Genomic DNA, 25,466 nt, shown 5'->3' with positions numbered 1-25,466 from the left:
GCGGCCCTCATCAACGCATGTCTCCGGTGCGGGTGGAACGGTCGCCGGGCTCCATCACGCCCAGGTGCGAGATGCGCGTGCGGGAGGGCTTGATCGTGCCGAGCATCGACAGGATCAGCATCGCGCCGCCGAACACCACCAGGTACACGCCGGTGTCGAAGCCGATCGCGCTGGCCAGCGGTACGGTCCCGATCAGCGGCAGGTCGAGGTCGAGGTGGCCGCTGGTGAGGAACGGCACCCCGAATCCCATCGAGGCCACGCCGCTCACGCCCGCCACGATCAGGCCCACGCCGATGCACTTGACGTAGTCGAAACCGAAGCGCGACTCGACCGATGCCGCACCCTGGATGACGTACTGCACCAGCAGCGGCACGGCCAGCACCAGCCCGGCGATGAACCCGCCACCCGGCGCGTTGTGGCCACGCAGGAACAGGAATACGGATACCGTCAGCGTCAGCGGGAACATGATCTGCGCCAGGTCGGCCGGCACCGGCAGCTGGATCGGCGGGCCCGACATCACCTTCTCCGGCGCCATCCGCGCGCGGCGCAGCAGCGCGTGCACGATCAACGCGGCGATACCGAATACGGTGATCTCGCCGAAGGTGTCGAAGCCGCGGAAGTCCACCAGGATCACGTTCACCACGTTGCTGCCGTAGGCCTCGGGCAGCGAACGCGCCAGCATTTCACCGCTGATCGTGTCGCCGGGACGCGTCATCACGGCATACGCCAACGAACCTACGCCCAATCCCGCGGCCAGCGACACGACGATGTCGCGCAGGCGCCTGCGCGGCGTGCGCTCGGGCGGCGAGCGCGGCGGCAGGTAGTGCATGCCCAACAACAACAGCGCCAGGCTGACCATTTCGACCATCAACTGGGTAAGGGCCAGGTCGGGCGCGGACAAGAAGACGAAGGTGAGGCTGACCACCAGCCCCGCGCCGCCCAGCACGATCACGGCGAGCAGGCGCTGCCGGTACAGACGGATCGTATAGACCGCGCACACCACCAGCACCAGCCACAGCAGCCAGCCGAGCAGCGGCATCGGTTGCGGCGCGCGCCACGCCAGCGGCGGCGATACGCCCGCGATGAAGGGTGCCGCGCCCGCGGCGAGCGCCGCGAGTACGAGGAACAACAGGCTGCGTTGCAGGCTGCCATTCGCCACGCGTGCCGTGAAGCGTCCCGCCACCGCGTACAGGGCTTCCATGTTCCAGCGGAACAGGTTCCGGCCGAGCGACCGCCGCACGATCGCATGCAGGTCGAACAGGCGCCGCAGGCCGAAATACAGCAGCACGCCACCGGCGATGCCGGCCAGGCTCATCAGCAGCGGCGTGTTGATGCCGTGCCAGACCGCGAGACTGTAGTCGGGCATCGCAGAGCCAAGGATCGCGCCGGCGCCTGCCTTCAGCACCGGCGCCACGGTGAAGGCCGGGAACATGCCCACCGCCACGCACAGCACCACCAGCACTTCCACCGGGATCTTCATCCAGCGCGGCGGCTCGTGCGGGGTGGTGTCCAACGCGCGCGGGCCCTCGCCGAAGAACGTCTCGTAGACGAACCGCAGGCTGTAGGCGACGCCGAAGATGCCGTACAGCAGCGCCGCCACCGCGATCGCATCGCGCATCGCGCGATGGCCGGGGATGTCGATCGCCTCGGCGAAGAACATTTCCTTCGACAGGAACCCGTTGAGCAGCGGAATGCCGGCCATCGCCAGCGACGCGACGATGGCCAGCGCGCTGGTCCACGGCAGGTAACGCCGCAGGTTGCCCAGCCGGCGCATGTCGCGGGTGCCGGTTTCGTGGTCGATGATGCCCGCCGCCATGAACAGCGAGGCCTTGAACGTGGCGTGGTTGAGGATGTGGAACACGCCCGCCACCACGGCCATCGGCGTGGAGATGCCGAACAGCAGCGTGATCAGCCCGAGGTGCGAGATGGTGGAATACGCCAGCAGGCCCTTCAGGTCGTGCTGGAAGATCGCGAACCACGCGCCGATCAGCAGCGTCAGCGCACCGACCGTGGTCACCACGTAGAAGAACAGGTCGGTGCCCGCGAGCGCCGGATGCAGGCGCGCGAGCAGGAACACGCCTGCCTTCACCATCGTGGCCGAATGCAGGTAGGCCGACACCGGCGTGGGCGCCGCCATCGCATGCGGCAGCCAGAAATGCAGCGGGAACTGCGCGCTCTTGGTGAACACGCCCGCCAGCACCAGGGCCAGCGCCCAGGGATACAAGGAGCTTGCACGGATCAGCTCGCCCGACGCCAGCACCACGTCGAGGTCGTAGCTGCCGACGATGCGTCCGATCAGCAGCACGCCACCGAGCAGCGCAAGACCGCCGGCACCGGTGATCGCCAGCGCCATGCGGGCGCCTTCTCGCGCATCTTGGCGATGCGACCAGAAGCCGATCAGCAGGAACGAGCTGATGCTCGTCAGTTCCCAGAACACCACCAGCAACAGCAGGTTGCCGGCCAGCACCACGCCGAGCATCGACCCCATGAAGAGCAGCAGGCTGGCGAAGAAGCGCGGCGCGCTGTCCTTCTCGCTGAGGTAGTAGCGCGCATAGATCACCACCAGCACGCCGATCGCCAGCACCAGGCCGGCGAACATCCAGGCCAATCCGTCGAGGCGCAGGGTGAAATCCAGGCCGATCTGCGGCAGCCAGGCGTGCTCGGCGCGCAGGTTCCAGCCCTGCAGCACGCTCGGCGTCATCCACGCCAGCAGCACCAGGCCCAGTAACGGTGCGAGCCCGGCCAGCCATGCGGTCGCCCCGCGCGGAAGGCCGCGCGCCAGCGCCACCACCAGCGCGAGCACAAACGGCAGCGCCAGCAGGATTTCAAGAAAAGGGATCATCAACCGCCTTGCGTTGCAGGGAATGCGTCATTCACGAGCAATCCGCCCGAGTTTAACAAACCCGTCACGCCCTGCCTGACCCGTGGTTCAGGCCAGCAGCGCGATCTCCAGCACCAGCCAGCCGAAAAAGGCGATGAGCAGGAAGGCGCCTTCCCGCCGGCTGATACGCAGGTCGCCGCGCAACATCGGGTAGAGCACGAGCACGAAGGCGATCGCGGCGGGCAGTTCAAGCCGCACGAACGACTCGGGCAAGGGCAACGGCCGGAACGCCGCCATGCCACCCACCACCACCAGCAGGTTGAACAGGCTGGAACCGATCACGTGCCCCGCCACCATGTCGCCCTGCCCGCGGCGGGCCGCCATGGCGGCCGCGGCGATTTCCGGCAGTGCGGTGCCGATGGCGACCGGCAGCAGGCCGGTGAGCAACGGCGAGAGACCCCAATGCGCGCCGATCACCGGCGCGCCCTGCACCACGAAGCGCGCGCCGTAGTACAGCAACACGGCTGCCACGACGAAACGCAGCAGGTTCATCCACAAATCGGTACGCGTGCTCGCGTAAGCCTCGATCTCGGCGCGCACCGCGGCGTCCTCGCTGCGCGCGCGCGCCAGCAGGAACGCCACCATCGCGACGAAGGCGAGCAGCAGCACCATGCCTTCGATGCGGCTGACCATGCCATCGAGGCCGAACACGATCAGCGCCAGCGTGGCGAGCGCCAGCAACACGAGCACCGGCGACAGCAGGCGCATGCGCACGACGACCGGCGCGATCACGGCGGCCAAGCCGAGGGTCAGGCCGAGGTTGACGATGTTGCTGCCCACGGCGTTGCCGAGCGCGAGTTCCTGGGAACCCACCCACATCGCGCGCGCATTGACCGCCAGCTCCGGCAGCGAGGTGCCGAAGGCGATCAGCAGCAGGCCGGCGATGAAGGGCGAGGCGCCGACGCGTTGCGCGAGCCCCGAGGCACCCTTGACGATGGAGTCACCGCCCAGTGCCAGCAGCACCAGGCCCAATGCGAAATAGCCCCAGGCTTCCATCATCGCCCCGCACTCCCCTCGTGGATTGCGGGGATTCTATGCCGCCCCGCTTCCTCAGGAACAGCCTTCGACGTACTCGACCTGCGGCGACAGGCCCACGCGCCACGAGGTGACCTTGCCGGCGGCGTCGGCCTCGAAGATCAATTTGGTCGGCGCCACGTCACCCGCATCGATGGACAGGTACTGGCCGCCCTGCACGTACTTGTGCGGCGTGCCCTTCAGCGCGCCACCGTAGAGCTTCTGCAGCTCTTCCACGCTCATGCCCACCTTGCCGCCGCCCGGCGCGGTTTCCTTGTCGATGCCCACGTCATAGCGGACGAACTTGCCCTCTTCCATCATGAAGGCGAAGTCGGCAGGACGGCTGATCCACTTCGGCCACAGGTAGTGGCAGGTGGTGCCTTCCATCGGCGCGCCGTTCAATTCACCGCCCCAGGCCGCACGCGCCTCGTCCACGGTGCTGCCCAGCTTCATGTCGCCATAGCCGAGGAAGCTGGCCTGGCTGACCGGACCGGCCGGTGCCGCCGTGTCGTCGACCGCCGGCACCGGGGCCGGCGTCTCCGCCACCGGGGTGCTCGCCGCCGTGGTCAGCGGGTCCGCGTCGGCCGCGGCCGGCGCCTCCTCGCGCTGGCAGGCAGACAACAGGGCAGCGACCATCACGATCGGCAGCATCGACTTCATCGGCTCTCTCCTATGCACAAACCTGAAGACTAACGTTTACGCGTTAAGTCACCGCGAACGCCGGGCTGTCATCGGCACTTCATGGCGACGTACTAGCCTGCGCGCCGGCCCCTCCGGTTCTGCCATGCGCCCGTCCAAGACCGACCTCGCCCGCACCACGCTCCAGGCCCATGGCGGCACGCTGGGCATGCGCGAGCGCCGGACGCTGATCCTGTGCGATGGCCAGCGCGGGCTGGACGAACTGGTGCAATTGCTGGGACAGGATGCGCCGCTGTTGATCCAGCGCCTGGTGCGGGACGGCTACCTCGCGACATCGTCACCGGCGATCGCAACGGCGCCCCCGCCCGCGACATCGACCGCATCCACCGGACCGCGCCGCTCACGGGTGGCCGCCCGGATCTATCTGTCGGGCATGCTCGAACTGCAGCGGGATGCGGAGGCACGACATCACCGCGACCGCCTGCAGTCGCGGCTCGACGATGACGCGATGCTCTACGTGCTCGCCGACGCGGTGCGGTTCCTCGAAGGTCGCGTAGCCACGACGTTGGCCCAGCGCATCCGCGAACGCCTGCTCGAAGCGCTGCCGCTGGAAGACGTGCCGCTGCTGCAGGCACGCCTCGCGCCGGAAGACGCCGCCCTCGCCCTGCCGTGACGCCGCTCAGCCGCGCGGCGGCGTGAAATGCTTGCGCAAGCCGGCCCAGCAGGCCTGGTAGTCGCGCTGCCGGTGCGGGGCTTCGACGGCCTGGCGCGTGGGACGGATCACCGCGCGCGTTTCGAACATGAAGGCCATCGTGCCGGTGATGACATCGGGCTTGGACAGATCGGCGCCCGACGCCTTCTCGAACGTCGCCGCATCCGGCCCGTGACCGGTCATGCAGTTGTGGAGCGAAGCACCGCCGGGCGCGAAACCTTCGGCCTTGGCGTCGTAGACGCCGTGGATCAGGCCCATGAACTCGCTGGCGATGTTGCGATGGAACCACGGCGGCCGGAACGTGTCCTGCGCCACCAGCCAGCGCGGCGGGAAGATCACGAAGTCCATGTTGCCCACGCCGGGGGTATCGCTCGGCGAAGTGAGCACCAGGAAGATCGACGGATCCGGATGGTCGTAACTGATCGAGCCGATCGTGTTGAAGCGGCGCAGGTCGTAGCGGTAGGGCGCGTAGTTGCCGTGCCAGCCCACCACGTCGAGCGGCGAATGGCCGATGTCCGCGCGCCACAGGTGGCCCTGGAACTTGGCGATCAGTTCGAATTCGCCTTCGACGTCCTCGTAGGCGGCGACCGGCGTTTCGAAGTCGCGCGGATTGGCCAATCCGTTCGAGCCGATCGGCCCCAGGTCCGGCAGGCGGAGCTGCGCGCCGAAGTTCTCGCAGACGTAGCCGCGCGCCTCGCCGTCGGGCAGTTCGACGAGGAAGCGCACGCCGCGCGGAATCACCGCGATCTGCTGCGGCTCGAGGTCGATCACGCCGAACTCGGTGGCGATGCGCAGGCTGCCCTGCTGCGGGACGATCAGCAGTTCGCCGTCGGCGTCGTAGAAGTAGCGCCCCTGCATCGACCGGTTGGCCGCATACAGATGGATGCCCACGCCGTGCTGGGCTTCCGGCGCGCCGTTGCCGGCCATGGTGTAGAGGCCATCGACGAAATCGGTAGGCGTTTCCGGCATCGGCAACGGCGACCAGCGCATCTGGTCCGGCGACACCGGACCGGCGCTGAAATCGCTGTGCAGGCGATGCTGCGCGTACGGCGCGAAGGTGCCGTGCATCGCCGCCGGGCGGATGCGGTACAGCCAGCTGCGGCGGTTCTCCGCCCGCGGCGCGGTGAACGCCGTGCCGCTGAGCTGCTCGGCGTACAGGCCGTGCGCGACCCGCTGCGGCGAATTGCGGCCCTCGGGCAACGTGCCCGCGACCGCTTCCGTGGCGAAGTGGTTGGCGAAGCCGGTCTGGTAATCCGATGCGCTCATGCCGCGTGGACCTCGGGAGATGGTGCGATTACAGCACGCCGCGCTTCATCTGGTCGCGCTCGATGCTCTCGAACAGCGCCTGGAAGTTGCCTTCGCCGAACCCTTCGTTGCCCTTTCGCTGGATGATCTCGAAGAAGATCGGGCCCAACGCGTTCTGGGTGAAGATCTGCAGCAGCTTGCGCTCCTTGGTCTCGACGTCGGCATCGATCAGGATCTTGTTGCGCGCCAGGCGCGCGACGTCTTCGCCATGGTTCGGGATGCGCTGGTCGATCACGTCGAAATAGGTATCCGGCGTGTCGAGGAACTCGACGCCCGACTCGCGCATCTTCTCCACCGTGGTGTAGATGTCGTCGGTGAAGCAGGCGATGTGCTGGATGCCCTCGCCCTTGTAGGCGTCGAGGTACTCGTTGATCTGGCTCTTCGGGTCGCTGGACTCGTTGAGCGGGATGCGCACCATGCCGTCCGGCGCGGTCATCGCCTTGGACAACAGGCCGGTCTTGGCGCCCTTGATGTCGAAGTAGCGGATCTCGCGGAAGTTGAACAACCGCTCGTAGTAGTCCGCCCACTTGGCCATGTTGCCGTGGTAGAGGTTGTGGGTCAGGTGATCGATGAAGGTCAGCCCGAAGCCCTTCGGCAACAGCTCCACGTCCGGCAGGTATTCGTAGTCGGGGTCGTGGATGGTGCCTTCGGTGTCGTAACGGTCGACGATGTAGAGCATGCAGTCGCCGATGCCCTTGATGACCGGCGCGGCCACGGCCTTGGTCAGTTCGTCGGCGGCATCGAACGACTCGGCGCCGTTCTTCAGCGCCTGCACGCGCGCCCATTCGGCGAGCTTGTTCACGCGGATCGCGAAGCCGCAGGCGCTGGGGCCGTGCTTGGCGGCGAAGCGCGCGGCGAAGGAATCCGGATCCTCGTTGATCAGGAAGGTGCAGTCGCCCTGGCGATAGGTGCTGATCGGCCGCGTCTTGTGGCGGGCGACCTGGACGAAGCCGAGCTTGCGGAAGTAGTCGTGCAGCTGGTGGGCCTGCCCGGCGGGCGCGGCGAACTCCACGAATTCGAACCCGTCGATGCCCATCGGGTTGTCGAAGGTGGTCGGTTTCATGCCGGTATTGGGTTGTGCGTTCATGGGGCACCTCGCTAGGCTTGCCGGGATACGCTCCAATATAGTTTCAGCTGAAACCACCCACAAGTAGCAGCGCAGCATGAGCCAGCCAGCCAGCCCCGCCATCCACGCCGATTTCGACCTCGACCGCCTGTTCTCCTACCGGTTGAGTGTGCTCTCCAACCGTATCAGCGGGGCGATTTCCCGCGAGTACCACCGCCGTTTCGGCCTGGCCATCACCGAATGGCGGGTCATGGCGGTCCTGGGCCGCTTCCCGGGCCTGTCCGCCGGCGAGGTCGCCAACCGCACCGCCATGGACAAGGTGGCCGTCAGCCGGGCGGTGGCCCGCCTGCTGGAGCGGGCGCTCATCCAGCGCGAGATCCACGGCGACGACCGCCGCCGCTCGGTGCTGGCGCTGACCGACGAGGGCTTCCGGGTCTACGACGAAGTCGCCCCGATGGTGATCGAGTACCACCAGCGCATGCTGGAGCCGCTGAGCGACGAGGAACGCGCGATGCTCGATCGGTTGATCGACAAGCTGGCGGGCGAAGGCGTCAGGCGCATCGAAGGCTGAGGCCTTTCCTTCGCGGATAAAAAAAACGGCGGCCAATGGCCGCCGTTTTTCGTTGGCACCCGGCGAGGGCCGGAACGCCAGATGGTCACTTCACGCCGTGCATCAGTTTCTGGATCAGCGGCGCGATCAGGAACAGCAGCGCACCCGGGATCACCAGCGCCCAGAAGCCGAAGGTGTAGCCGCCCAGCGCGGATTCCACGTTCATGCCGCTCTCGCCACTGACATGCGCGGCGAAGATGCCCGACAGGTTGTTGCCGATGCCGGTGGACAGGAACCAGCCGCCCATGCCGAAGCCGACCAGGCGCAGCGGCGCCAGCTTGGTCACCATCGACAGGCCGATCGGCGAAAGGCAGAGCTCGCCGACGGACTGGATCACGTAGACCATGAACAGCGTCCAGAAGGGGATCTTCAGCGTCTGCGGGTCCACCAGGCTGGACAGCGCGAACATCAGCAGCAGGAACGCCAGGCCATTGAAGATCAGGCCCAGGCCGAACTTGCGCGGAATCGACGGGTTGGCCTTGCCCATCTTCACCCACAGCCACGCCAGCACCGGTGCCAGCGTGATGATGGCCACCGAGTTGACCGACTGGAACCAACCCACCGGGAACGTCCAGTCGCCGAAGGTGCGGTTGACGATGTTCTGGGCGAGGAAGTTGAACGAGCTGCCGGCCTGTTCGAAGAAACACCAGAAGATGATGTTGAACGTGAAGATGATCAGCATCGCGATGACCATGTCGCGCTGCTTGGGCCCGTTGCGGATGCCTTCGACGAGCAGCAGGGCGCCCAGCGCGATGAACAGGATCGTCAGCGGCACCTGCAGCACCTTGCTGTCCAGCGCCAGCAGGAAATAGAAGGCCGGGATGGCGGCCAGCGCGCCGATGGCGGTGGCGATCACGCGACCGCTGCCCGAACCTTCCGGAGGCGTGCCCACGCCCTTGAGCTGCGCGCGACCGAACCAGAACCACACCAGGCTGATCAGCATGCCGATACCGGAGGTGATGAAGACCACCTTGTAGGCCGGCATCGCTTCGCTGCCGAAGATCTTGTCGGCCAACCAGCCGGTCAGGATCGGCGAGATCATCGCGCCCAGGTTGATGCCCATGTAGAACAGGGTGAAGCCCGAATCGCGGCGCTCGTCGCCGGTGGTGTAGAGCTTGCCCACCATCGTCGAGATGTTCGGCTTGAACAGGCCGTTGCCGACGATGATCGTGGCCAGGCCGAGCTTGAAGATGTTCTCGCTCGGTACCGCGATCATGAAGAGACCCGCCGCCATGATGATGGCGCCGAGCAGGATGGAACGTTGGTAGCCGATCACGCGGTCGGCGACGTAACCGCCGAAGATCGCCGCGGCGTAGACTAGCGCCAGGTAGGCGCCGTAGACCTGGTTGGCCGGGGCCTCACCGGTGCCGCTGCCCTGGTAGAACTGGGCCACGATGTAGAGCACCAGTGCCCAGCGGATGCCGTAGAACGCGAAGCGTTCCCAGAACTCGGTCATGAAGAGCATCCACAACGGACGCGGATGGCCCATGACCTGGGCGTAGTCGGGAACGTGCCCCGGTTGCGAATTGACGGCTCCGCTCATACGGGCTCCCCCTAGAAAAAGTGGTTCAGGATTTCGGTTTCCCCTGCAACGAGCGCAGGGGACGGGCGAGGATCACCGACCCGGCGGGCCCTCGTCAAATCGCTGAAACACTGGCGGTGTAACGGCCGTTTGGCCTGTTCAGCGAGTCAATTCGCTGATTTCCAAGGGATTTCGATCCAGGCGACCCCGCTCGCCCATCAACGATCGGGGCCGATCGAGGTGCGCACGTCGAACAGTTCCGGGAAGAAGGTCAGCTCCAGCGCCTGGCGCAGGAAGCCCACGCCGCTCGAGCCGCCGGTGCCGCGCTTGAAGCCGATGATGCGCATCACCGTGCGCATGTGGCGGAAGCGCCACAGCTGGAATTGGCTCTCCAGGTCCACCAGGTCCTCGCACAGCGAGTACTCGCGCCAGTAGCGGTCGGTGTCCTCGTAGATCGCTTCGAACACCGGCAGCAGGGCGGTGTCGGCGGCGTGCGACTGGCGCCAGTCGCGCTGCAGGTGCTGCGCGGGGATCGCATGGCCCCAGCGCCCGAGGTACATCAGGAACTCGTCGTACAGGCTGGGCGCGTCCAGCACGGCCTCCAGGCCGGCGTGGCCTTCCGGATCGTGGGCGAACACCTTCAGCATCGCCGCGTTCTTGTTGCCCAGCAGGAATTCGATGGTGCGGTACTGCAGCGACTGGAAGCCCGACGACGGGCCCAGCAGGTCGCGGAAGCCCATGTATTCGGACGGCGTCAGCGTCTCCAGCACCGACCATTGTTCGGTCAGCTGGCGCAGCACCTGCTTGGCGCGCGCCATCACCTTGCGGCACTGCCAGACCTGGTCGCGCTGGAGGAAACCGATCGCCGCGCGCAGCTCATGGATCATCAGCTTCATCCACAGCTCCGAGACCTGGTGCTGCACGATGAAAAGCATCTCGTCGTGGTGCGGCGGGTCCGACACGGGGTGCTGCGCGGACAACAGGCGGTCCAGCTGCAGGTAGCCGCCATAGCTCATGCGGCCGGAGAGGTCGGTGTGGATGCCTGCTTCCAGCGGGCGCTCGTTCTTTTCTACGGCCATCCGTCGATCAACCGGGACGCCACCTGGGCGGCGGCGGGGGCGCCAGCGTAACCGATGAGGGCGGGCGACCCGGGCAAGGTGATGGAAAACCGACACTTATGTCACGCCCATGCAATGCGTGTACCACAGGCTTCCGCTACATTGCGTCGGCCGGGGGCGGCACCGCTCCCGCGGGGGTCGGCGTTCAATCCACTGAGGGAGATTCCGCAACATGGAAATGCCACGGGGCCGCCTTGCGGCCGTGTTCGCGTCTTGCGCCTTGCTGTTTGCCGCCTCGTCGGCACAGGCACAGGTGGTCATCAGCCAGGTCTACGGCGGCGGCGGCAACAGCGGCGCCACGCTGAAGAACGACTTCATCGAGCTACGCAACAACGGCCCCACCGCGGTCGACCTGACCGGCTGGAGCGTGCAGTACACCTCCTCCGCGGGCACCACCTGGAGCGGGCGCACCAACCTGACGGGTACGATCCCGGCCGGCGGCTTCTACCTGGTCCAGCAGGCGCAGGGCGCCGGCGGCACGGTGGACCTGCCTGCACCTGACGCGGTGGGCACCATCGCGATGAGCGGCACCGCCGGCAAGGTCGCGCTGAGCCGCAGCGCCACGGCGCTGACGGGCGCCTGCCCGACCGCCGATGCGAACGTGGTCGACTTCGTCGGCTTCGGCAGCGCGGCCAACTGCTTCGAAGGCAGCGCGCCGACCGGCACGCTCAGCAACACCACCGCCGCGCTGCGTGGCGGCGACGGCAGCATCGACACCAACAACAACGGCGCCGACTTCGCGGTCGGTGCGCCGAATCCGCGCAACAGCGGCGCCGAGCCGCCGGAACCGCCCGATCCGCCGCTGGCGCTGACCATCGCGCAGATCCAGGGCAATGGCCTGCTGTCGCCGCACAACGGCAAGCGCGTGGTGACCGAAGGCATCGTCACGGCGATCAAGTTCAACAACGGCTTCTTCCTGCAGGCCGCCAACGACGATGGCGATCCGGCGACCTCGAATGCCGTGTTCGTGTTCACCAGCAGCGCACCGCCCGCCACCGCCGCCGTCGGCAACCGCGTGCGCGTGACCGGTACGGTCGAGGAATACACCCCGTCGTCCAATCCGCACCAGCTGGCCATCACCGAGATCGTCACCCCGACGCTCGAAGTGCTGGAAACCGGCGTCGCCCTGCCCGCCGCCATCGAACTGACCGCCGCCGAGCTGGGTCCTGACGCTCTGCCCGGCACGCTGGAACGCCTGGAAGGCATGCGCGTCAGCGTGGCGCAGACGGTGGTGATCGCCCCGTCGGGCGGCAGCATCGACGAGAACGATGCGCTCTCTTTCAGCGACGGCGTTTTCCACGTGGCCCTGCCCGGCGTGGCGCGTCCGTTCCGTGAGCCCGGCATCGCCGTGATGGATGCCATCACCCTGCCGGCCGGCAAGAACCCGCCGCGCTTCGACACCAATCAGGAACGCCTGATGGTGCGCAGCCGCGGCCAGGTCGGCGCGTCGCCGCTATCGGCCGACACTGGTGCCGACGTCGCCGGCCTGCTCGGCGTGCTCGACTACTTCGCCGGCACGTGGGCGCTGCTGCCCGACGTGGCCACGCCGCCGACGGTCACCGGCGGCATGTCGCCGGAAGCCGTCAACGATGCCACCTACGATGAAGTCACCGTCGGCAGCTTCAACCTGCTGCGCCTGTTCGACGAGGTCAACGACAGCAACGGCGCGGTGACACTGACGCCGGAAGCGCTGGACAAGCGCCTGGCCAAGGCGGCGCTGGCGATCTGCGACTACCTGAAGACCCCGGACATCCTGGGTGCGGTTGAAGTGGAGAACCTGCGCGTGCTGCAGCTGCTGTCCGAGCGCATCGACGCGACCTGCGCCACGCGCCCGGGCTACGTGCCGTACCTGCAGCCGGGCAACGACGTGGGCGGCATCAACGTCGGCTTCCTGGTCAGTTCGCGCCTGACCGCGGACGGCATCGCCCGCGTCGAAGTGCTGGACGTCGCGCAGTTCGGCAAGGAGACCACCATCGCCAACCCGAACGGCACCACCAGCCTGCTCAACGACCGTCCGCCGCTGCGCCTGCGCGCCCGCGTGCACCAGGACGGCACGTCGAGCTACCCGCTGACGGTCGTCGTCAACCACCTGCGTTCGCTCAACGACATCAACGACACCCTGCCCGGCAGCAGCGGCTGGGCGACCGGCGGCGAACGCGTGCGGGTGAAGCGCGGCGCCCAGGCGGTCTACCTGGCCCAGTTGGTGCAGGAGATGCAGCAGGCGAACCCGGACGAGAAGATCGTGCTGGTCGGCGACTTCAACGCGTTCGAGTTCAACGACGGCTATGTCGACGTAATGGGCATCATCAAGGGTGAAGCCGCGACGGAAGACCAGGTGCTGACCTGGATGGCCAGCCCGGTCACCACGCCGCTGGTCGATGGCTCGCAGCTGATCGCCGATCCGGCGCAGCGCTACTCGTACTCGTTCGAGGGCAATGCGCAAACGCTGGACCACGTACTGGTCAACGAAGCCCTGGTGATGGACGCCGGCCTGCGCGTGGACCATGCGCGCATCAACGCGGACTTCGGCGTGGACAACTTCGGCGATGCCACGCTGGCCCTGCGTTCGTCCGACCACGATCCGGTGCGCTTGAGCATCCGCGTGCCGTCCTTCGCCCGTGCCGACCTGTCGGCCACCGTCAGCGCAGACCGCACCAGCGCCAACGTCGGCGAGACCGTCCGCTACACCGCTACCGTCCGCAACGCCGGTCCAGGCGCGGCGTCGCCGGCGGCCTTCGCCTTCGTGTTCTCGGCCGAACTGTCGCCGTCGCTGGCCACGCTGCCGGCCGGCTGGAGCTGCGGCGCGGCGGAAGTCACCGCCGGCACCACCCGCGTGGCCTGCACCACGCCGGCGCTGGCCGAGGGCAGCGACGCGACGTTCGCGATCGACACCGTCGTCCCCGCCAGCGCCGCGGGCGCCACGCTGGGCCTGGGCGTGTCGGCGAACTCGACCGTGCTCGACCCGGCCAATGGCGACAACACCGCCGCCGTGTCGGTGGCCGTGGCCGCGCTGCCGCAGACCCGCGCCGACCTGTCGGTGCAGCTGCTCGGCGCCGCCCTGCCGCTGCGTCGCGGCACCATCGCCACGCTGCTGGTGCCGGTGCGCAACGCCGGTCCCGATGCGGCCGAGCAGGTGACGGTGCGACTGACCAGCAACGTCGATGCCCGCTACGCCGCCGTCGCCGCCCCCAGCGGCTGGAGCTGCACCCGCGTGGAGGACACCACCGACGGCGCCGCCGCCGACTGCACCCGTCGTGGCGCCATGCCGCGCGGCGTGCAGACGCTGGCCTTCGCCCTGGTGGTGCCGGGCAAGCCGAAGCGCGGTACCGAACTGGAGTTCGACGCCACCGTCAGCAGCACGACGACGGACCCGAACCCCGCCAACAACCACGACCGGCTGGTCCAGCGCATCCGCTGAACTTTCCCGCCATCGTGGGGTCGACAGGGGCGCGGGCAACCGCGCCCCTTGTCGTTTGCGCAGCCCGCGACGCGCATCACGTCCGGCCCACGCCGGCTGCAGGCAGGCTGACACCGAACGACAGCCGGGCAAGCGCCTGTTTCCGCACCGGTTTCTCCGCGCAGCCACCTGCCATGCACCCCCGTCTTGCTGCATTGCACGACAGCCGCCAGCCCCATCGCTCCTAAAATTACATTTGAAACCAATTCCGCCGGCCGACGAGAACACCGTCCAGATGACCACCGCCGCAAGCTTCGAGATCGAATACCTCCAGTACCTAGGCCCCGACGGCACCCTGGTGCGCAACGACCTGCCCGAGGCCGGGCGCGATATCGCCCGCCTGCGCGAGCTGTTCAAGCAGATGCTGTTCGTGCGCACGTTCGACACCAAGGCGATCGCCCTGCAGCGCACCGGCAAGCTGGGCACCTACGCCAGCTGCCTCGGCCACGAGGCCACCCATGTGGGCATCGGCGCCTCGATGCGTACCGGCGACGTCTACGCCCCCAGTTACCGCGAGTACGGCGCCATGTTCATGCGCGGAGTGAAGCCGCGCGACGTACTGATGTACTGGGGCGGCGACGAGCGCGGCAGCGACTTCGACCGCGACAGCGATGCGCGCATCGATTTCCCGTTCTGCGTGCCGATCTCCACCCAATGCTTGCACGCCGCCGGCGCGGCGCTGTCGTTCAAGCTGCGCAAGCAGCCGCACATCGCGGTGGCGACCTGCGGCGATGGTGGTTCGTCGAAGACCGACTTCTACGCCGCACTGAATTCCGCCGGCGCCTATGAGCTGCCGCTGGTGCTCGGCGTGATCAACAACGGTTGGGCGATCTCGGTGCCGCGCAGCGCGCAGACCGGTGCGCAGACGCTGGCGCAGAAGGGCCTGGCAGGCGGCTTGCACTGCCTGCAGGTGGACGGCAACGACCTGATCGCCGTGCTCGAGGGCATGCGCCGCGCCAGCGAGCGCGCCCGCAAGGGCCAGGGCGGCACGGTGATCGAATTCGTCACCTACCGCCTGTCCGACCACACCACCGCCGACGACGCACGACGCTACCGCGATGACGCCGAAGTGAAAGCCGGCTGGGAACGCGAACCGATGACGCGCCTGCGCACCTGGCTGACCGCGCAGGGCGCGTGGAGCGAAGCCGACGAGGCCGCATGGAAGGAAGAGTGCGGCGTGCGCGTGGACGAAGAGGTCAACAGCTACCTCAACACGCCGGTGCAGCCGGTCGAGGCGATGTTCGACTACCTGTACGCGGATCCGCCGCCGGAACTGTTGCAACAACGCGCCGCCGCGATCGCCGCGGAGGGCCGCGCATGAGCGCCGTGATGGAGAACAAGACCGTGGCCAAGACGCAGAACGCCGAGACCGTGGCCGCCCCGACGGCGATCACCCTGATCGAAGCCATCACCCAGGCGTTGGCATGGGAGATCGCGCACGACGAATCCGTGCTGGTGCTGGGCGAGGACGTGGGCGTGAACGGCGGCGTGTTCCGCGCCACCGCCGGCCTGCAGCAGAAGTTCGGCCCGGAGCGCGTGCTGGACACGCCCCTGGACGAAACCACCATCGCTGGCCTGACCGTCGGCCTGGCGGCGCAAGGCATGAAGCCCGTGGCCGAAGCGCAGTTCGACGGCTTCGTCTACCCGATGGTCGACCACATCATCTGCCACGCCGCCCGCCTGCGCACCCGCACGCGCGGCCGCCTGCACTGCCCGATGGTGCTGCGCGTGCCGTGGGGCGGCGGCATCCGCGCGCCGGAGCACCACAGCGAGGCCAACGAAGCGATCTTCACCAACGTGCCGGGCCTGCGCGTGGTGATGCCCTCCTCGCCGCAACGCGCCTACGGCCTGCTGCTGGCCGCGATCCGCGACCCGGACCCGGTCATCTACATGGAGCCCAAGCGCATCTACCGCCAGTACAAGGAAGTGGTCGCCGACGATGGCGAAGCGCTGCCACTGGACGTGTGCTACGTGCTGCGCGACGGTACCGACGTGACCCTGGTGACCTGGGGCGCGCAGGTGAAGGAAGCGCTGGAGGCCGCCGACAAGCTGGCCGGCGAAGGCATCAGCGCCGAAGTCATCGACGTGGCCACGCTGCGTCCGCTCGACTTCGACACCATCGCCGAATCCGTGGCCCGCACCGGCCGCTGCGTGATCGTACACGAGGCCCCGCGCACCGCCGGTTTCGGCGCCGAGATCGCCGCGCGCCTGGCCGAACACTCGATGTACGACCTGCTGGCCCCGGTCGAACGCGTCACCGGCTACGACACCCACATCCCGCTGTTCCGCCTGGAAATGAAGTACCTGCCGAGCGTCGACAAGATCGTCGCGGCGGCGAAGCGGGCGATGGCGAACGGCTGACCGCGCGTCGGCCCAAGAAACGACTACGAAGAGATATCCGAATGAGCGAGAGCAAGACCTTCCACCTTCCCGACCTGGGCGAAGGCCTCCCGGACGCCACCATCGTCGAGTGGTTCGTCAAGGAAGGCGACGTGATCCGGCTGGACGAACCGCTGGTGTCGATGGAGACCGCGAAGGCCGTGGTCGAAGTCCCCTCCCCGGTGTCCGGCAAGGTGGTGAAGCTCGCCGGCGCGGCGGGCGATGTCGTCATCACCGGCAGCATGCTGGCCGTGTTCGAGCCCGATGCCAGCCTGCCGCAGCGTGCGGAGGGCCAGGACACCGGCCACCACCACGGCCCGCCGAAGGAGCAGCCCGCCCCGGCCGCCGTCGCGACGCCCGCGCCCGCAGCGAACGACGGCGGCGAGCGCGACGATGCCGGCACCGTGGTCGGTGCCATGCAATCGTCCAATGCCGTGCACACCGAACAGGCGATCGCCGTGGGCGGCGTCAAGGCGATGCCCGCCGTGCGTGCCATGGCGAAGAAGCTCGGGGTGGACCTCGCGCGCGTTCGCGCCACCGGCGCCGATGGCGCGGTGACGATGCAGGACGTGAAGCAGGCCGCAGCCGACGGTACCGCGCACGGCGCGACGGCGCCGGCACCTGTCGCCATGCGCAACGTCGCGCCTGCTGCCGCACCGGCACCGGTCGCGGCCCCGCAGCGCACTGCGCTGTCCGCCAGCGGCAAGCCGATGCGCACGCAGCCACCGGGCGTCTCGGTCAGCGGCCAGCCGGAACAACTCAAGGGCGTTCGCCGGAACATGGCGCGCGTGATGGCCGATGCGCATGCCAAGGTCGTGCCGACCACGCTCAGCGACGACGCCGACGTGCATGCCTGGACGCCCGGCAACGACATGACCGGCCGCCTCGTCCGCGCCATCGTGCGCGCCTGCAAGACGGTGCCGGCGATGAACGCCTGGTTCGATGGCGAGAAGCTCACCCGCACGCTGCACCCGCATGTCGACATCGGCATCGCCGTGGATACCGATGACGGCCTGTTCGTCCCCGCGCTGCGCAATGCGGACCTGCTGGAGGCCGGCGGCGTGCGCGAGAGCATCAACCGCCTGCGCGCGCAGGTGGAAGACCGCAGCATCCCGCCGTCGGAGCTGACCGGCTACACGATCTCGCTGAGCAACTTCGGCATGTTCGCCGGCCGCTACGCCACCCCGGTGGTGGTGCCGCCGTGCGTGGCCATCGTCGCCGCCGGTCGCGCGCGCCACCAGGTCACGCCGGTGATGGGCGGCTTCGAATCGCACAAGGTGATCCCGCTGTCGGTGACGTTCGACCATCGCGCCTGCACGGGCGGCGAAGCGGCGCGTTTCCTCAAGGCATTGATCGACGATCTGGCCCTGCCTCACTAACGCGGCCGTCGCAAGGGATGAGCGACGCAGGGTTTCGTCGCTCGTCCCTCCGTTGGGCAAACGCTGTGGTACGAGGACAACGAGCGACCGCGAAGCATGGCAGGATGCCGCGGTGATCCCACCGCAGGAGTCGCCATGAGCCACCGCAGCCGCCTAGCCGGTTTCATCATCGACAGCCAGGTCGACGACCTGCCGGCTGCCTCCGCCTTCTGGAGCGCCGCGCTGGGGTTGCGAGTCACCGATCCCGATGACGGCGGCCTGGGCATCTACGACAAATTCGAGCCCGGCCCGGGTGGCCTGCACATCGAAGTGCAGAAGGTGAAGCATGAAGCACGCGTGCACCTGGACATCGAGACCGACGACATCGAGGCCGAAGTCGTGCGTCTGGAGTCGCTCGGCGCGAAGCGCGTGCAGCACGTGCGCAACCGTTGGTGGGTGATGGAAGCACCTACGGGCCACCGCTTCTGCGTGGTGCCGATGAACGAGGACAGCGCGCGCGAAGCGCCCAACCGCTGGCCCTGACGCATCAGCGCGACAGGATCGCCTGCTCGTTCCAGAACGTCAGCAGGCGCAACAGGCCCGGCGAGGAGGCGACGTGATCCTCCAGCCATGGCGCATCGCGCTGCCACTGCGCCTGGCTCAGCTGCTGCACCACGGTCTGGGGCGCGTCCGAGAACCCCATGTGCCAACGCTGGAATCGGCGGGTCTCGATCCTGTCCCGTTCCAGGACTTCCAACCGGTGATGTTGGCTGGCGCGCGTGATCCGGGCGTAGATCTGATCCAGGTCCGGGCGTGCGCCCTCGAGGTACTGCACGAAGCGATGGTCGCCGTAAAGCAGCACGCCGGTGACATTCGCCAGCTCGTTGTTGATGCGCGCATCAAGCAAGAGGATGTCGAGGTCGGACGCATCCAGGGGACGCGTGGCCTGGCTCTGGTAGACCAAGGCATGGAGAGGCGTCATGGGGGCCGTGGATGACGAAAGGGAGCAGCATAGCGCGCGCCACCGCATGGTGGCGTGCGCCCGTGCCGCTATTCGCGTTCGGCGCCGCTGCGCTCGCGCACGGCCCTGAACTCCGATCCGTCCAGCCAATGTGGCCAGGTGTTGCCATCGGCGATCTCGCGACCGAGCACGTAGAGGATTTCCACGTCCTGCGCCTGCCCCTGCGCATTCCACGTCGACGCCCAAGCGTCGCAGGGCTGGTGGTAGCACTTGGCGAAGTACGCATCGCGCAGGGCCTTGCCGCTCGCGACGCCACCGTCAACGCGATCCAGCCCCGCGCCCACGGTGATCGCCGGCACGCCAGCCCGCGCGAACGCGAAATGGTCGGCGCGATAGAAGAAACCCGCTTCCAGGTTGGGGTCCGGCGAATACGTCCGGCCTTGCGCCTCGGCGACGCGCTTCAGGTCGCCTTCCAGCGACACCCGTCCGTTGCCCCACGAAGCAATGTCACGCGTGGGGCCGTCGGGGCTGAGCATCTCGATGTTCAGCACCGCGGCGGTCTTCGCCAACGGCACCAGCGGATTCGCCGCGTAGAACGTCGCGCCCTGCAAGCCCTTCTCTTCCGCCGTCAGCGCCATGAACAGCAGCGTGCGCTGCGGCCGCGGGCCGGCAGCAAACACGCGCGCCAGTTCGATCACCGCCGCCACGCCGGTCGCGTTGTCGACCGCGCCGTGGCGGATCGCATCGCCCGCCGCATCGGGCTCGCCGACCCCGAACGCATCCCAGTGCGCGGAATAGATGACGGTTTCGTCCGACCGCCCCGCGCCCTCAAGGCGACCGATGACGTTTCGCGTGACCACCTGGTCCCGCTTGATGGCGAACGCGGCGGACAGCGTCGCATCGCCGAGCGCCACCGGTGTGAACGCTTTCGTCTGCGCGCGTCGTCTCTCCGCGTCGAAATCCAGCCCGGCACGCTTGAACAGCGAGACCGCGAGATCGCGCTGCATCCAGCCACGCAGGCGCGTGTGGTACTTCGCCGCATCCGGGCGCGGAATGTCGAACACCGCCGACAGGCCGGAGGCACGGACCGTCGCCCAACCATAGGCGGCCGGCGCGGTCTCGTGGACGATCAATACGCCTGCGGCGCCCTGGCGCGCGAGTTCCTCGTACTTGTACGTCCAGCGGCCGTAATAGGTCACCGCACGTCCGTCGAAGGCACCTGGCGCGTCGGTCTCGAAATCCGGGTCGTTGACCAGGACCACGGCGACCTTGCCGGTGAGGTCGGCATCCTTGAAGTCGTCCCAGCCGCGTTCCGGCGCATCGATACCGTAGCCCACGAAGACCAGCGGTGCGTCGGCCAGTGCGATGCGGTCGACCGGGCTCAGGCTTTGCAGCACCACGTCTTCGCCGTTGGCGAGCACCTGCGTTTCACCGCCGATGCGCAGTGATGCCGTCACCGCCCCCTCTACCTGCGCGCGCACCAGCGGCACCGCCTGCGTCCAGCCGCCCTCCTCGCCTCCCGGCTGCACGCCCGCCTGCTTCAGCGCATCGACGACATAGGCGATCGTCTTGTCTTCACCCGGGGTCGCCGGCGCGCGACCTTCGAACGCATCGGACGCCAGCACGCGCACGTGGCGCGACAGGTTGTCGACGCTGATGCCGCCACCGGGGACGTCCGCAGCGAGCGCGGGCACCGCGCACAGGGAAAGCAGCATCGGAAGTGCGCGTTTCATGGAGACCTACCTCGTTCGAGCGTCGCCGCGATTCTAAGGGATGCTTCCCGGGACGCCCTTACGGTCGCCCACGATCGAGCCACACGCCAAGACCCTGCGCATTCAACTCGATGTCCATGGCCAGGATGCGTTCGACATCTTCATCTGCCAACGGCACCTGCAATGCGTGGGCACGCTCCAGATAGAGCGCCGTGAGACCCGCGGTGAGGCAACGGTGCCGGTCCGCGCGTCCGTCGCAGCTGTCGGCGATGGCCACCATCGCATCGATCTGCTCGTACAAGGCCTGCGCCAGGCGCGGCACGTCGGACACGGGCCCGTAATGGGTGAGGTACATGGCCTCGGGCGCGCGTTCGACCATGCGCACGATGCTGGCCTTCAGCGCCTCGGGTTCGAACTGCACGGGCGTGGTCGTCGGCAGGATGAAGGCGCCGTGTGGTCCGTCCAGTTCGCGGTAGGACAGCCCGAACGTATCCCCGGTGAACCAGCTCCGGCTGCGCGTATCCCAGATGCAGTGGTGGTGCCGTGCGTGGCCCGGTGTATCGATGCACTCCAGCGCGCGGCCGGCCAACAGCACCGTCTCGCCATCGTCGACGATGCGCACGCGCGCCTCCGGCACGGGCTGGATGGCACCGTAGCTGCGCTGCATCTCCTCTTCGCCATACACGGCGGTCGCCCCGGCGATGAGCTTCTCCGGATCGATGAGGTGTGGCGCCGCACGCGGGTGTGCGACCAGCGTGGCGTTCGGCAAGTGCTGCATCAGCAGGCCGGCGCCGCCGGCATGGTCGAGGTGCACGTGGGTGACGATCAGCAGGTCGATGTCGGCAGCCGCAAGGCCGGCGCGCTGCGCCGCCGCCAGCAACCGCGGCACGGAATGGTTGGTGCCGCAGTCGATGAACGCACCGCGACCTTCCTCGACGATCAGGTAGGCGGCGTCGAAGTGGTCGCGCTGGAACGCGGTGTCGATGGTGTGGATGCCGTGGAGGCTCATCCGCGGGCCTGTGTGGGGACGGATGACCCGATTCTAGTCCGCGATCCGCGGCAGCACGACCCGCCTTTGGTGGAACACGCCATCCACGCGCAGGTCAACCGCGCGACAACCACCAGCCGCGCAGCGGCACCGCCAGCGTCAGCACGAACAGGAAAGCACCGTAGGCGACGAGCGTCGCCAGCACCTGCTTCCAGATCGCGCCGGTGCCCACATCGGACGCACCCAGCGCATACCCCCACTGCATGCCGATGAAGCTGAGCACGAAGGCCACCGCAAGCGCGGCGAGATCGAAGCCCTTGCGGCGCGCGTTGCGCGGCTGGCGCGGAAACAGCCAGTACAACGACCCCAGCAACAGGAACCACGGCAGGAACAGGATGACCGCCAGGTACGGCATGGCTCAGGCCTCCGCGGCGCGCAGCGCGGCCAACGCCGCGAGCACATCACCGGCGGGGACCTGCAGCACGATCTCCGGCGTCTCCATCGCGTCCGCCTGCTCGGCCTGCTTGAGCACACCGATCAGCTTGCCGGCGTCCTTCGGCGAATCGAAGCCGTTGCTCTGCACCAGCACGTTGCCCTCGGCGTCCGTGAGCTTGAAGTAGAAGCGGCCATCGGTATCGCGGTACTGCTTGAACGCCGGCAACGCGGCCTTCGATGCCGTGGCCTTCGCCTCGACCACCGGTTGCTGGGACAGGTCACGCAGGCCCACCGCATGGCGCAGCTCGGCCAGCAGCGGCGTGGCATAGCGTTCGCGCAGGCGGCGGGCGCCGTCGCGCAGGATGGCTTCGATGTCGGCCGGCTTGGCCATCAGCGCTTCGTACTTCTCGCGCAGCGGTGCGATTTCCGCATCGATGCGTTCGAACAACTGCTGCTTGGCATCGCCCCAGCTGATGCCGTCGGCGAACTTCTGGGCGAACGCGCGGGTCTCTTCTGCGCTACCGAAGGCCTGGTACAGCTGGAACAGCGCCGAACCTTCGGTGTCCTTCGGCTCGCCGGGTCCGCGCGAGTCGGTCAGGATGGAGAACACCAGTTTCTTGAGCTCCTCGCGCGGTGCGAACAGCGGAATGGTGTTGTTGTAGCTCTTGCTCATCTTGCGCCCGTCCAGGCCGGGCAGCGTGGCGACGTTGTCGTCGATCAGCGCCTCCGGCAGGGTGAAGTACTCCTTGCCGTAGACGTGGTTGAAGCGCTGGCCGAAGTCGCGCGCCATCTCGATGTGCTGGATCTGGTCGCGGCCCACCGGCACCTGGTGCGCGTTGAAGATCAGGATGTCCGCCGCCATCAGCACCGGGTACATGAAGAGGCCCGCGCTGACGCCGGCATCCGGGTCTTCGCCCTCGGCGTTGTTCTTGTCCACCGCGGCCTTATAGGCGTGCGCGCGGTTGAGGATGCCCTTGCCCGCCACACAGGTCAGGAACCACGTGAGCTCAGTGATCTCCGGCACGTCGCTCTGGCGGTAGAACCAGACCTTGTCCGGTTCCAGGCCGCAGGCCAGCCAGGTCGCCGCGATCTCCAGCGTGGAGCGCTGGGTGCGCGTCGGGTCCTGGGCCTTGATCAGGCTGTGCAGGTCGGCCAGGAAGTAGAAGCTCTCCGTGTCCGCGGCATGGCTGGCGGCCACGGCGGGGCGCACGGCGCCGACGTAGTTGCCCAGGTGCGGCGTGCCCGAGGTGGTGATGCCGGTAAGGACGCGGGTGGTCATGTGCGAAGCGGGGGAATGCGGGAAAGCGGCCAGTTTACCGGCTGGGGGCGGGCGATGCCGGTGGCCAGCCTGCGACACGGCGTCGCAGGCGCGGCCCACTGGCGGCTTAACCGGGGCGGGCATCGCCGTTCCAGGCAACCCCACTGCCGCCGACGATCCGTTCCCAGCATCGTCCCCACCTGGAGAACGGACATGCTGCATCGCATCCTCGCTTCCCTGGCCACGCTGGCGTTGCTCGCCGCGTGCGCCCCGTCCCATGCCCGCCCTCTGGTGGACGTCAGCGTGGTCGACCGCGACACCGGCGAATGGCTGTCCCAACATCCCCACCGGGGCGATGTCTGGGTGGCCGGTTCGCCCGGCCATCGCTACAGCGTCCGCCTGACCAACACCACCGGCGAGCGCGTGCTCGTCGTGCTGTCGGTCGACGGCGTCAACGCGATCACGGGCCAGACCGCGCACCCCTCGCAGGCCGGTTACGTGCTGGAACCGTGGCAAACAACGGAGATCAACGGCTGGCGCAAGTCGATGCGCGACGTGGCGCAGTTCTTCTTCACCGACTTCGGCGACAGCTACGCCGCACGTACGGGCCGGCCGCGCAACGTCGGCGTGATCGGCGTGGCGGCGTTCCGCGAAGCCCGCACCTACTACCCGCAGTACTCGCCGCCGCCGATCGCGCGCGGGCGGATGGAGAAGCGTGGCGAAGCCAATGACGCCGCCGCGGCACCCGCGGACACGCCACGTGGCCTCGCCGCCGAAGAATCCATGCGCCAGCAGAGCATCGGCACCGGGCACGGCGATCGCGAATGGGCCCCGACCTCGCGCACGGGCTTCGAACGCGCGACCCGCCAGCCGGAGCAGGTGAGCGAAGTGCGCTACGACGACTATCGTCGCCTGGTGGCGCTCGGCGTGGTGCCGCGGCGCCATGGTCCGATCTGGCGCGAGGACGCGCCCTCCGCGTTCCCCGGCGGCTTCGTCGCCGATCCGCCACGCTATCGTTGATTGCGAAACGCAGACGGGCCGCACAAGGCGGCCCGTCCTGCACGACGCGGCGTCAGCCGGTCAGTGGTGCATGGACTTGTCCGAGCGCAGGCTGCGCTGGAAGTCTTCGACTTCGTTGTGCGCACGGTCGCGATCGTAGCCGTAGCGCTCCTGCAGCCGGCCTTCGAGATATTCGGCGTTGCCCTGCGCGACCTTGAAGTCGTCGTCGGTCAGGTCGCCCCATTTCGCCTGGATCTTGCCCTTCAACTGTTTCCAGTTACCGGCGATGATGTCCTGGTTCATGGTGTTGCCTCGCTAGATTTCGCGGCAGGGAGCGCCGCGGAAACAGCATCGCAAACGGCGCGTTCCCATCCGATCAAGCGACCGTCAACGCGCCATTATGATTGGCTGAACGATTCAGTCGCATGACGATGCATTCGCAGCGATGAATGCGCATCGATCAAAAAGAAACGGGCCGCGATGCGGCCCGTTTCATTCGGTTCGTGCCGGCCTTACTTGCCGGACGAATCCTCGACCTTCTCGCCCACCTTCTGCACGTCCTTGCCGAACCCCTTGACGGTGTTGCAGCCGGACAGCACGGCGACGGAGAACAGGGACAACAGCATCAACGCGACGAAACGCTTCATAAGCGACTCCTGTGGACGGTATTCACGATCGGGGGCTCGGGCGGCCGGACCGTGCCGGCGGTGCTGCCCACCCGCGCAGTCTGATTCAACCACACTGGCTGCCGGCTGACCAAACGCGTGCACCCACAACGAAGAAGGGCCGGGAGCGACCCGGCCCTTCCTGCAGGGAACCCCTCGGGGGCCCCGAATCACACATGGATCAGCACTTGCCGTCCTTGCAATCCTGCGCCTTGTCTTCAACCTTCTCGCCGACCTTCTGTACGTCCTTGCCGGCGCCGGCCATGGTGTTGCAACCGGACAGCACCGCCGTCGAGAACAGGGCCAGCATCAGCAGGGTCATCGCACGCTTCATGTGTTTTCTCCTGGTGGAAAGGGGTGCCGCTGCGCGTGCGTCCGACGTCGCTG

At 67.8% G+C, this 25,466-nt stretch carries 23 protein-coding genes; 8 read left to right on the top strand and 15 right to left on the bottom strand.

The features are described from left to right. Positions 1-10: 10 nt before the first annotated feature. The 3 genes from ACSION_RS18015 to ACSION_RS18005 form a co-directional block, all read right to left on the bottom strand. A complete protein-coding gene (locus tag ACSION_RS18015; RefSeq protein ID WP_435307144.1) occupies positions 11-2,842 on the bottom strand; it encodes a monovalent cation/H+ antiporter subunit A in 2,832 nt (943 codons plus the stop codon). 87 nt (positions 2,843-2,929) lie between these two features. Next, positions 2,930-3,880 carry a calcium/sodium antiporter gene (locus ACSION_RS18010; RefSeq protein WP_435307143.1) on the bottom strand — a complete coding sequence of 317 codons (951 nt, stop codon included), beginning with the start codon at positions 3,878-3,880 and terminating at the stop codon, positions 2,930-2,932. A gap of 51 nt (positions 3,881-3,931) precedes the next feature. Beyond that, positions 3,932-4,555: a lectin gene (locus ACSION_RS18005; protein ID WP_435307142.1), complete on the bottom strand. Its 624-nt coding sequence runs from the start codon at positions 4,553-4,555 to the stop codon at positions 3,932-3,934. A 124-nt stretch (positions 4,556-4,679) separates the two neighbouring features. On the opposite strand from ACSION_RS18005, the gene ACSION_RS18000 reads away from it, so the two are divergent. Beyond that, the gene (locus tag ACSION_RS18000; RefSeq protein ID WP_435307141.1) at positions 4,680-5,207 is read left to right on the top strand and encodes a hypothetical protein; all 528 of its coding nucleotides are present in this window, start codon (positions 4,680-4,682) and stop codon (positions 5,205-5,207) included. Between the two features lie 6 nt (positions 5,208-5,213). Here the strand turns inward: ACSION_RS18000 and hmgA are convergent, their stop codons facing one another. Together hmgA and hppD are read right to left on the bottom strand one after the other, a co-directional pair. After that, positions 5,214-6,512, bottom strand: a complete 1,299-nt coding sequence (hmgA, locus tag ACSION_RS17995; protein ID WP_435307140.1) for a homogentisate 1,2-dioxygenase — start codon at positions 6,510-6,512, stop codon at positions 5,214-5,216. A gap of 28 nt (positions 6,513-6,540) precedes the next feature. Further along, positions 6,541-7,638: a 4-hydroxyphenylpyruvate dioxygenase gene (gene hppD, locus ACSION_RS17990; protein ID WP_435307139.1), complete on the bottom strand. Its 1,098-nt coding sequence runs from the start codon at positions 7,636-7,638 to the stop codon at positions 6,541-6,543. 76 nt (positions 7,639-7,714) lie between these two features. On the opposite strand from hppD, the gene ACSION_RS17985 reads away from it, so the two are divergent. Beyond that, positions 7,715-8,188: a MarR family winged helix-turn-helix transcriptional regulator gene (locus ACSION_RS17985; RefSeq protein WP_435307138.1), complete on the top strand. Its 474-nt coding sequence runs from the start codon at positions 7,715-7,717 to the stop codon at positions 8,186-8,188. 85 nt (positions 8,189-8,273) lie between these two features. Here ACSION_RS17985 and ACSION_RS17980 read toward each other — a convergent pair whose 3' ends face one another. Next, positions 8,274-9,770 (bottom strand): peptide MFS transporter, encoded by a 1,497-nt coding sequence (locus tag ACSION_RS17980; RefSeq protein ID WP_435307137.1) that lies wholly within the window; start codon positions 9,768-9,770, stop codon positions 8,274-8,276. Between the two features lie 197 nt (positions 9,771-9,967). Next, positions 9,968-10,828 carry a tryptophan 2,3-dioxygenase gene (locus ACSION_RS17975; RefSeq protein ID WP_435307136.1) on the bottom strand — a complete coding sequence of 287 codons (861 nt, stop codon included), beginning with the start codon at positions 10,826-10,828 and terminating at the stop codon, positions 9,968-9,970. Between the two features lie 217 nt (positions 10,829-11,045). On the opposite strand from ACSION_RS17975, the gene ACSION_RS17970 reads away from it, so the two are divergent. From ACSION_RS17970 to ACSION_RS17950, 5 genes are all read left to right on the top strand, one after another. Next, entirely contained in the window at positions 11,046-14,285 is a 3,240-nt protein-coding gene (locus tag ACSION_RS17970) for a lamin tail domain-containing protein (protein ID WP_435307182.1), read from the top strand. Positions 14,286-14,559: 274 nt separating this feature from the next. After that, positions 14,560-15,645 (top strand): pyruvate dehydrogenase (acetyl-transferring) E1 component subunit alpha, encoded by a 1,086-nt coding sequence (gene pdhA, locus ACSION_RS17965; RefSeq protein WP_435307135.1) that lies wholly within the window; start codon positions 14,560-14,562, stop codon positions 15,643-15,645. An 8-nt stretch (positions 15,646-15,653) separates the two neighbouring features. After that, positions 15,654-16,685 carry an alpha-ketoacid dehydrogenase subunit beta gene (locus ACSION_RS17960; protein WP_435307181.1) on the top strand — a complete coding sequence of 344 codons (1,032 nt, stop codon included), beginning with the start codon at positions 15,654-15,656 and terminating at the stop codon, positions 16,683-16,685. A gap of 41 nt (positions 16,686-16,726) precedes the next feature. Next, complete coding sequence (locus tag ACSION_RS17955) at positions 16,727-18,082, top strand: dihydrolipoamide acetyltransferase family protein (protein ID WP_435307134.1); 1,356 nt, start codon at positions 16,727-16,729, stop codon at positions 18,080-18,082. 135 nt (positions 18,083-18,217) lie between these two features. Next, entirely contained in the window at positions 18,218-18,604 is a 387-nt protein-coding gene (locus tag ACSION_RS17950) for a VOC family protein (protein WP_435307133.1), read from the top strand. Positions 18,605-18,608: 4 nt separating this feature from the next. Here the strand turns inward: ACSION_RS17950 and ACSION_RS17945 are convergent, their stop codons facing one another. The 5 genes from ACSION_RS17945 to ACSION_RS17925 form a co-directional block, all read right to left on the bottom strand. Next, complete coding sequence (locus ACSION_RS17945; RefSeq protein WP_435307132.1) at positions 18,609-19,043, bottom strand: BLUF domain-containing protein; 435 nt, start codon at positions 19,041-19,043, stop codon at positions 18,609-18,611. Positions 19,044-19,111: 68 nt separating this feature from the next. Next, positions 19,112-20,755 carry a M28 family metallopeptidase gene (locus tag ACSION_RS17940; protein ID WP_435307131.1) on the bottom strand — a complete coding sequence of 548 codons (1,644 nt, stop codon included), beginning with the start codon at positions 20,753-20,755 and terminating at the stop codon, positions 19,112-19,114. A 58-nt stretch (positions 20,756-20,813) separates the two neighbouring features. Then, the gene (locus tag ACSION_RS17935; protein WP_435307130.1) at positions 20,814-21,743 is read right to left on the bottom strand and encodes an MBL fold metallo-hydrolase; all 930 of its coding nucleotides are present in this window, start codon (positions 21,741-21,743) and stop codon (positions 20,814-20,816) included. A 94-nt stretch (positions 21,744-21,837) separates the two neighbouring features. After that, on the bottom strand, positions 21,838-22,137 hold the full coding sequence (locus ACSION_RS17930; protein ID WP_093488059.1) for a hypothetical protein: 300 nt from the start codon (positions 22,135-22,137) through the stop codon (positions 21,838-21,840). Between the two features lie 3 nt (positions 22,138-22,140). Next, a complete protein-coding gene (locus tag ACSION_RS17925; RefSeq protein ID WP_435307129.1) occupies positions 22,141-23,436 on the bottom strand; it encodes a tryptophan--tRNA ligase in 1,296 nt (431 codons plus the stop codon). A gap of 192 nt (positions 23,437-23,628) precedes the next feature. Between ACSION_RS17925 and ACSION_RS17920 the strand changes: the two genes are divergently transcribed. Further along, positions 23,629-24,435, top strand: coding sequence for a hypothetical protein (locus ACSION_RS17920; RefSeq protein WP_435307128.1), 807 nt, complete (start codon positions 23,629-23,631; stop codon positions 24,433-24,435). 60 nt (positions 24,436-24,495) lie between these two features. Here ACSION_RS17920 and ACSION_RS17915 read toward each other — a convergent pair whose 3' ends face one another. From ACSION_RS17915 to ACSION_RS17905, 3 genes are all read right to left on the bottom strand, one after another. Beyond that, on the bottom strand, positions 24,496-24,717 hold the full coding sequence (locus ACSION_RS17915; RefSeq protein WP_435307127.1) for a CsbD family protein: 222 nt from the start codon (positions 24,715-24,717) through the stop codon (positions 24,496-24,498). Positions 24,718-24,926: 209 nt separating this feature from the next. Continuing rightward, the gene (locus tag ACSION_RS17910) at positions 24,927-25,061 is read right to left on the bottom strand and encodes an entericidin A/B family lipoprotein (RefSeq protein WP_056879414.1); all 135 of its coding nucleotides are present in this window, start codon (positions 25,059-25,061) and stop codon (positions 24,927-24,929) included. A gap of 199 nt (positions 25,062-25,260) precedes the next feature. After that, entirely contained in the window at positions 25,261-25,413 is a 153-nt protein-coding gene (locus ACSION_RS17905) for an entericidin A/B family lipoprotein (protein ID WP_056879413.1), read from the bottom strand. Positions 25,414-25,466 lie beyond the last annotated feature (53 nt).

It is taken from the genome of Pseudoxanthomonas sp. LjRoot125 (assembly GCF_964252705.1).
Lineage (GTDB): Bacteria > Pseudomonadota > Gammaproteobacteria > Xanthomonadales > Xanthomonadaceae > Pseudoxanthomonas_A.
This window is presented reverse-complemented; position numbering and strand designations above follow the sequence as displayed.

Excerpts from the sequence above, each read along its gene's own strand:
- ACSION_RS17960 (WP_435307181.1), top strand. The coding sequence starts at position 15,654 with ATGGAGAACAAGACCGTGGCCAAGACGCAGAACGCCGAGACCGTGGCC.
- ACSION_RS18015 (WP_435307144.1), bottom strand. The coding sequence starts at position 2,842 with ATGATCCCTTTTCTTGAAATCCTGCTGGCGCTGCCGTTTGTGCTCGCG.
- hppD (WP_435307139.1), bottom strand. The coding sequence starts at position 7,638 with ATGAACGCACAACCCAATACCGGCATGAAACCGACCACCTTCGACAAC.
- pdhA (WP_435307135.1), top strand. The coding sequence starts at position 14,560 with ATGACCACCGCCGCAAGCTTCGAGATCGAATACCTCCAGTACCTAGGC.
- ACSION_RS18010 (WP_435307143.1), bottom strand. The coding sequence starts at position 3,880 with ATGATGGAAGCCTGGGGCTATTTCGCATTGGGCCTGGTGCTGCTGGCA.
- ACSION_RS17925 (WP_435307129.1), bottom strand. The coding sequence starts at position 23,436 with ATGACCACCCGCGTCCTTACCGGCATCACCACCTCGGGCACGCCGCAC.
- ACSION_RS17920 (WP_435307128.1), top strand. The coding sequence starts at position 23,629 with ATGCTGCATCGCATCCTCGCTTCCCTGGCCACGCTGGCGTTGCTCGCC.
- ACSION_RS17935 (WP_435307130.1), bottom strand. The coding sequence starts at position 21,743 with ATGAGCCTCCACGGCATCCACACCATCGACACCGCGTTCCAGCGCGAC.
- ACSION_RS17915 (WP_435307127.1), bottom strand. The coding sequence starts at position 24,717 with ATGAACCAGGACATCATCGCCGGTAACTGGAAACAGTTGAAGGGCAAG.
- ACSION_RS17910 (WP_056879414.1), bottom strand. The coding sequence starts at position 25,061 with ATGAAGCGTTTCGTCGCGTTGATGCTGTTGTCCCTGTTCTCCGTCGCC.
- hmgA (WP_435307140.1), bottom strand. The coding sequence starts at position 6,512 with ATGAGCGCATCGGATTACCAGACCGGCTTCGCCAACCACTTCGCCACG.
- ACSION_RS18005 (WP_435307142.1), bottom strand. The coding sequence starts at position 4,555 with ATGAAGTCGATGCTGCCGATCGTGATGGTCGCTGCCCTGTTGTCTGCC.
- ACSION_RS18000 (WP_435307141.1), top strand. The coding sequence starts at position 4,680 with ATGCGCCCGTCCAAGACCGACCTCGCCCGCACCACGCTCCAGGCCCAT.
- ACSION_RS17950 (WP_435307133.1), top strand. The coding sequence starts at position 18,218 with ATGAGCCACCGCAGCCGCCTAGCCGGTTTCATCATCGACAGCCAGGTC.
- ACSION_RS17945 (WP_435307132.1), bottom strand. The coding sequence starts at position 19,043 with ATGACGCCTCTCCATGCCTTGGTCTACCAGAGCCAGGCCACGCGTCCC.
- ACSION_RS17940 (WP_435307131.1), bottom strand. The coding sequence starts at position 20,755 with ATGAAACGCGCACTTCCGATGCTGCTTTCCCTGTGCGCGGTGCCCGCG.
- ACSION_RS17980 (WP_435307137.1), bottom strand. The coding sequence starts at position 9,770 with ATGAGCGGAGCCGTCAATTCGCAACCGGGGCACGTTCCCGACTACGCC.
- ACSION_RS17905 (WP_056879413.1), bottom strand. The coding sequence starts at position 25,413 with ATGAAGCGTGCGATGACCCTGCTGATGCTGGCCCTGTTCTCGACGGCG.
- ACSION_RS17930 (WP_093488059.1), bottom strand. The coding sequence starts at position 22,137 with ATGCCGTACCTGGCGGTCATCCTGTTCCTGCCGTGGTTCCTGTTGCTG.
- ACSION_RS17955 (WP_435307134.1), top strand. The coding sequence starts at position 16,727 with ATGAGCGAGAGCAAGACCTTCCACCTTCCCGACCTGGGCGAAGGCCTC.
- ACSION_RS17970 (WP_435307182.1), top strand. The coding sequence starts at position 11,046 with ATGCCACGGGGCCGCCTTGCGGCCGTGTTCGCGTCTTGCGCCTTGCTG.
- ACSION_RS17985 (WP_435307138.1), top strand. The coding sequence starts at position 7,715 with ATGAGCCAGCCAGCCAGCCCCGCCATCCACGCCGATTTCGACCTCGAC.
- ACSION_RS17975 (WP_435307136.1), bottom strand. The coding sequence starts at position 10,828 with ATGGCCGTAGAAAAGAACGAGCGCCCGCTGGAAGCAGGCATCCACACC.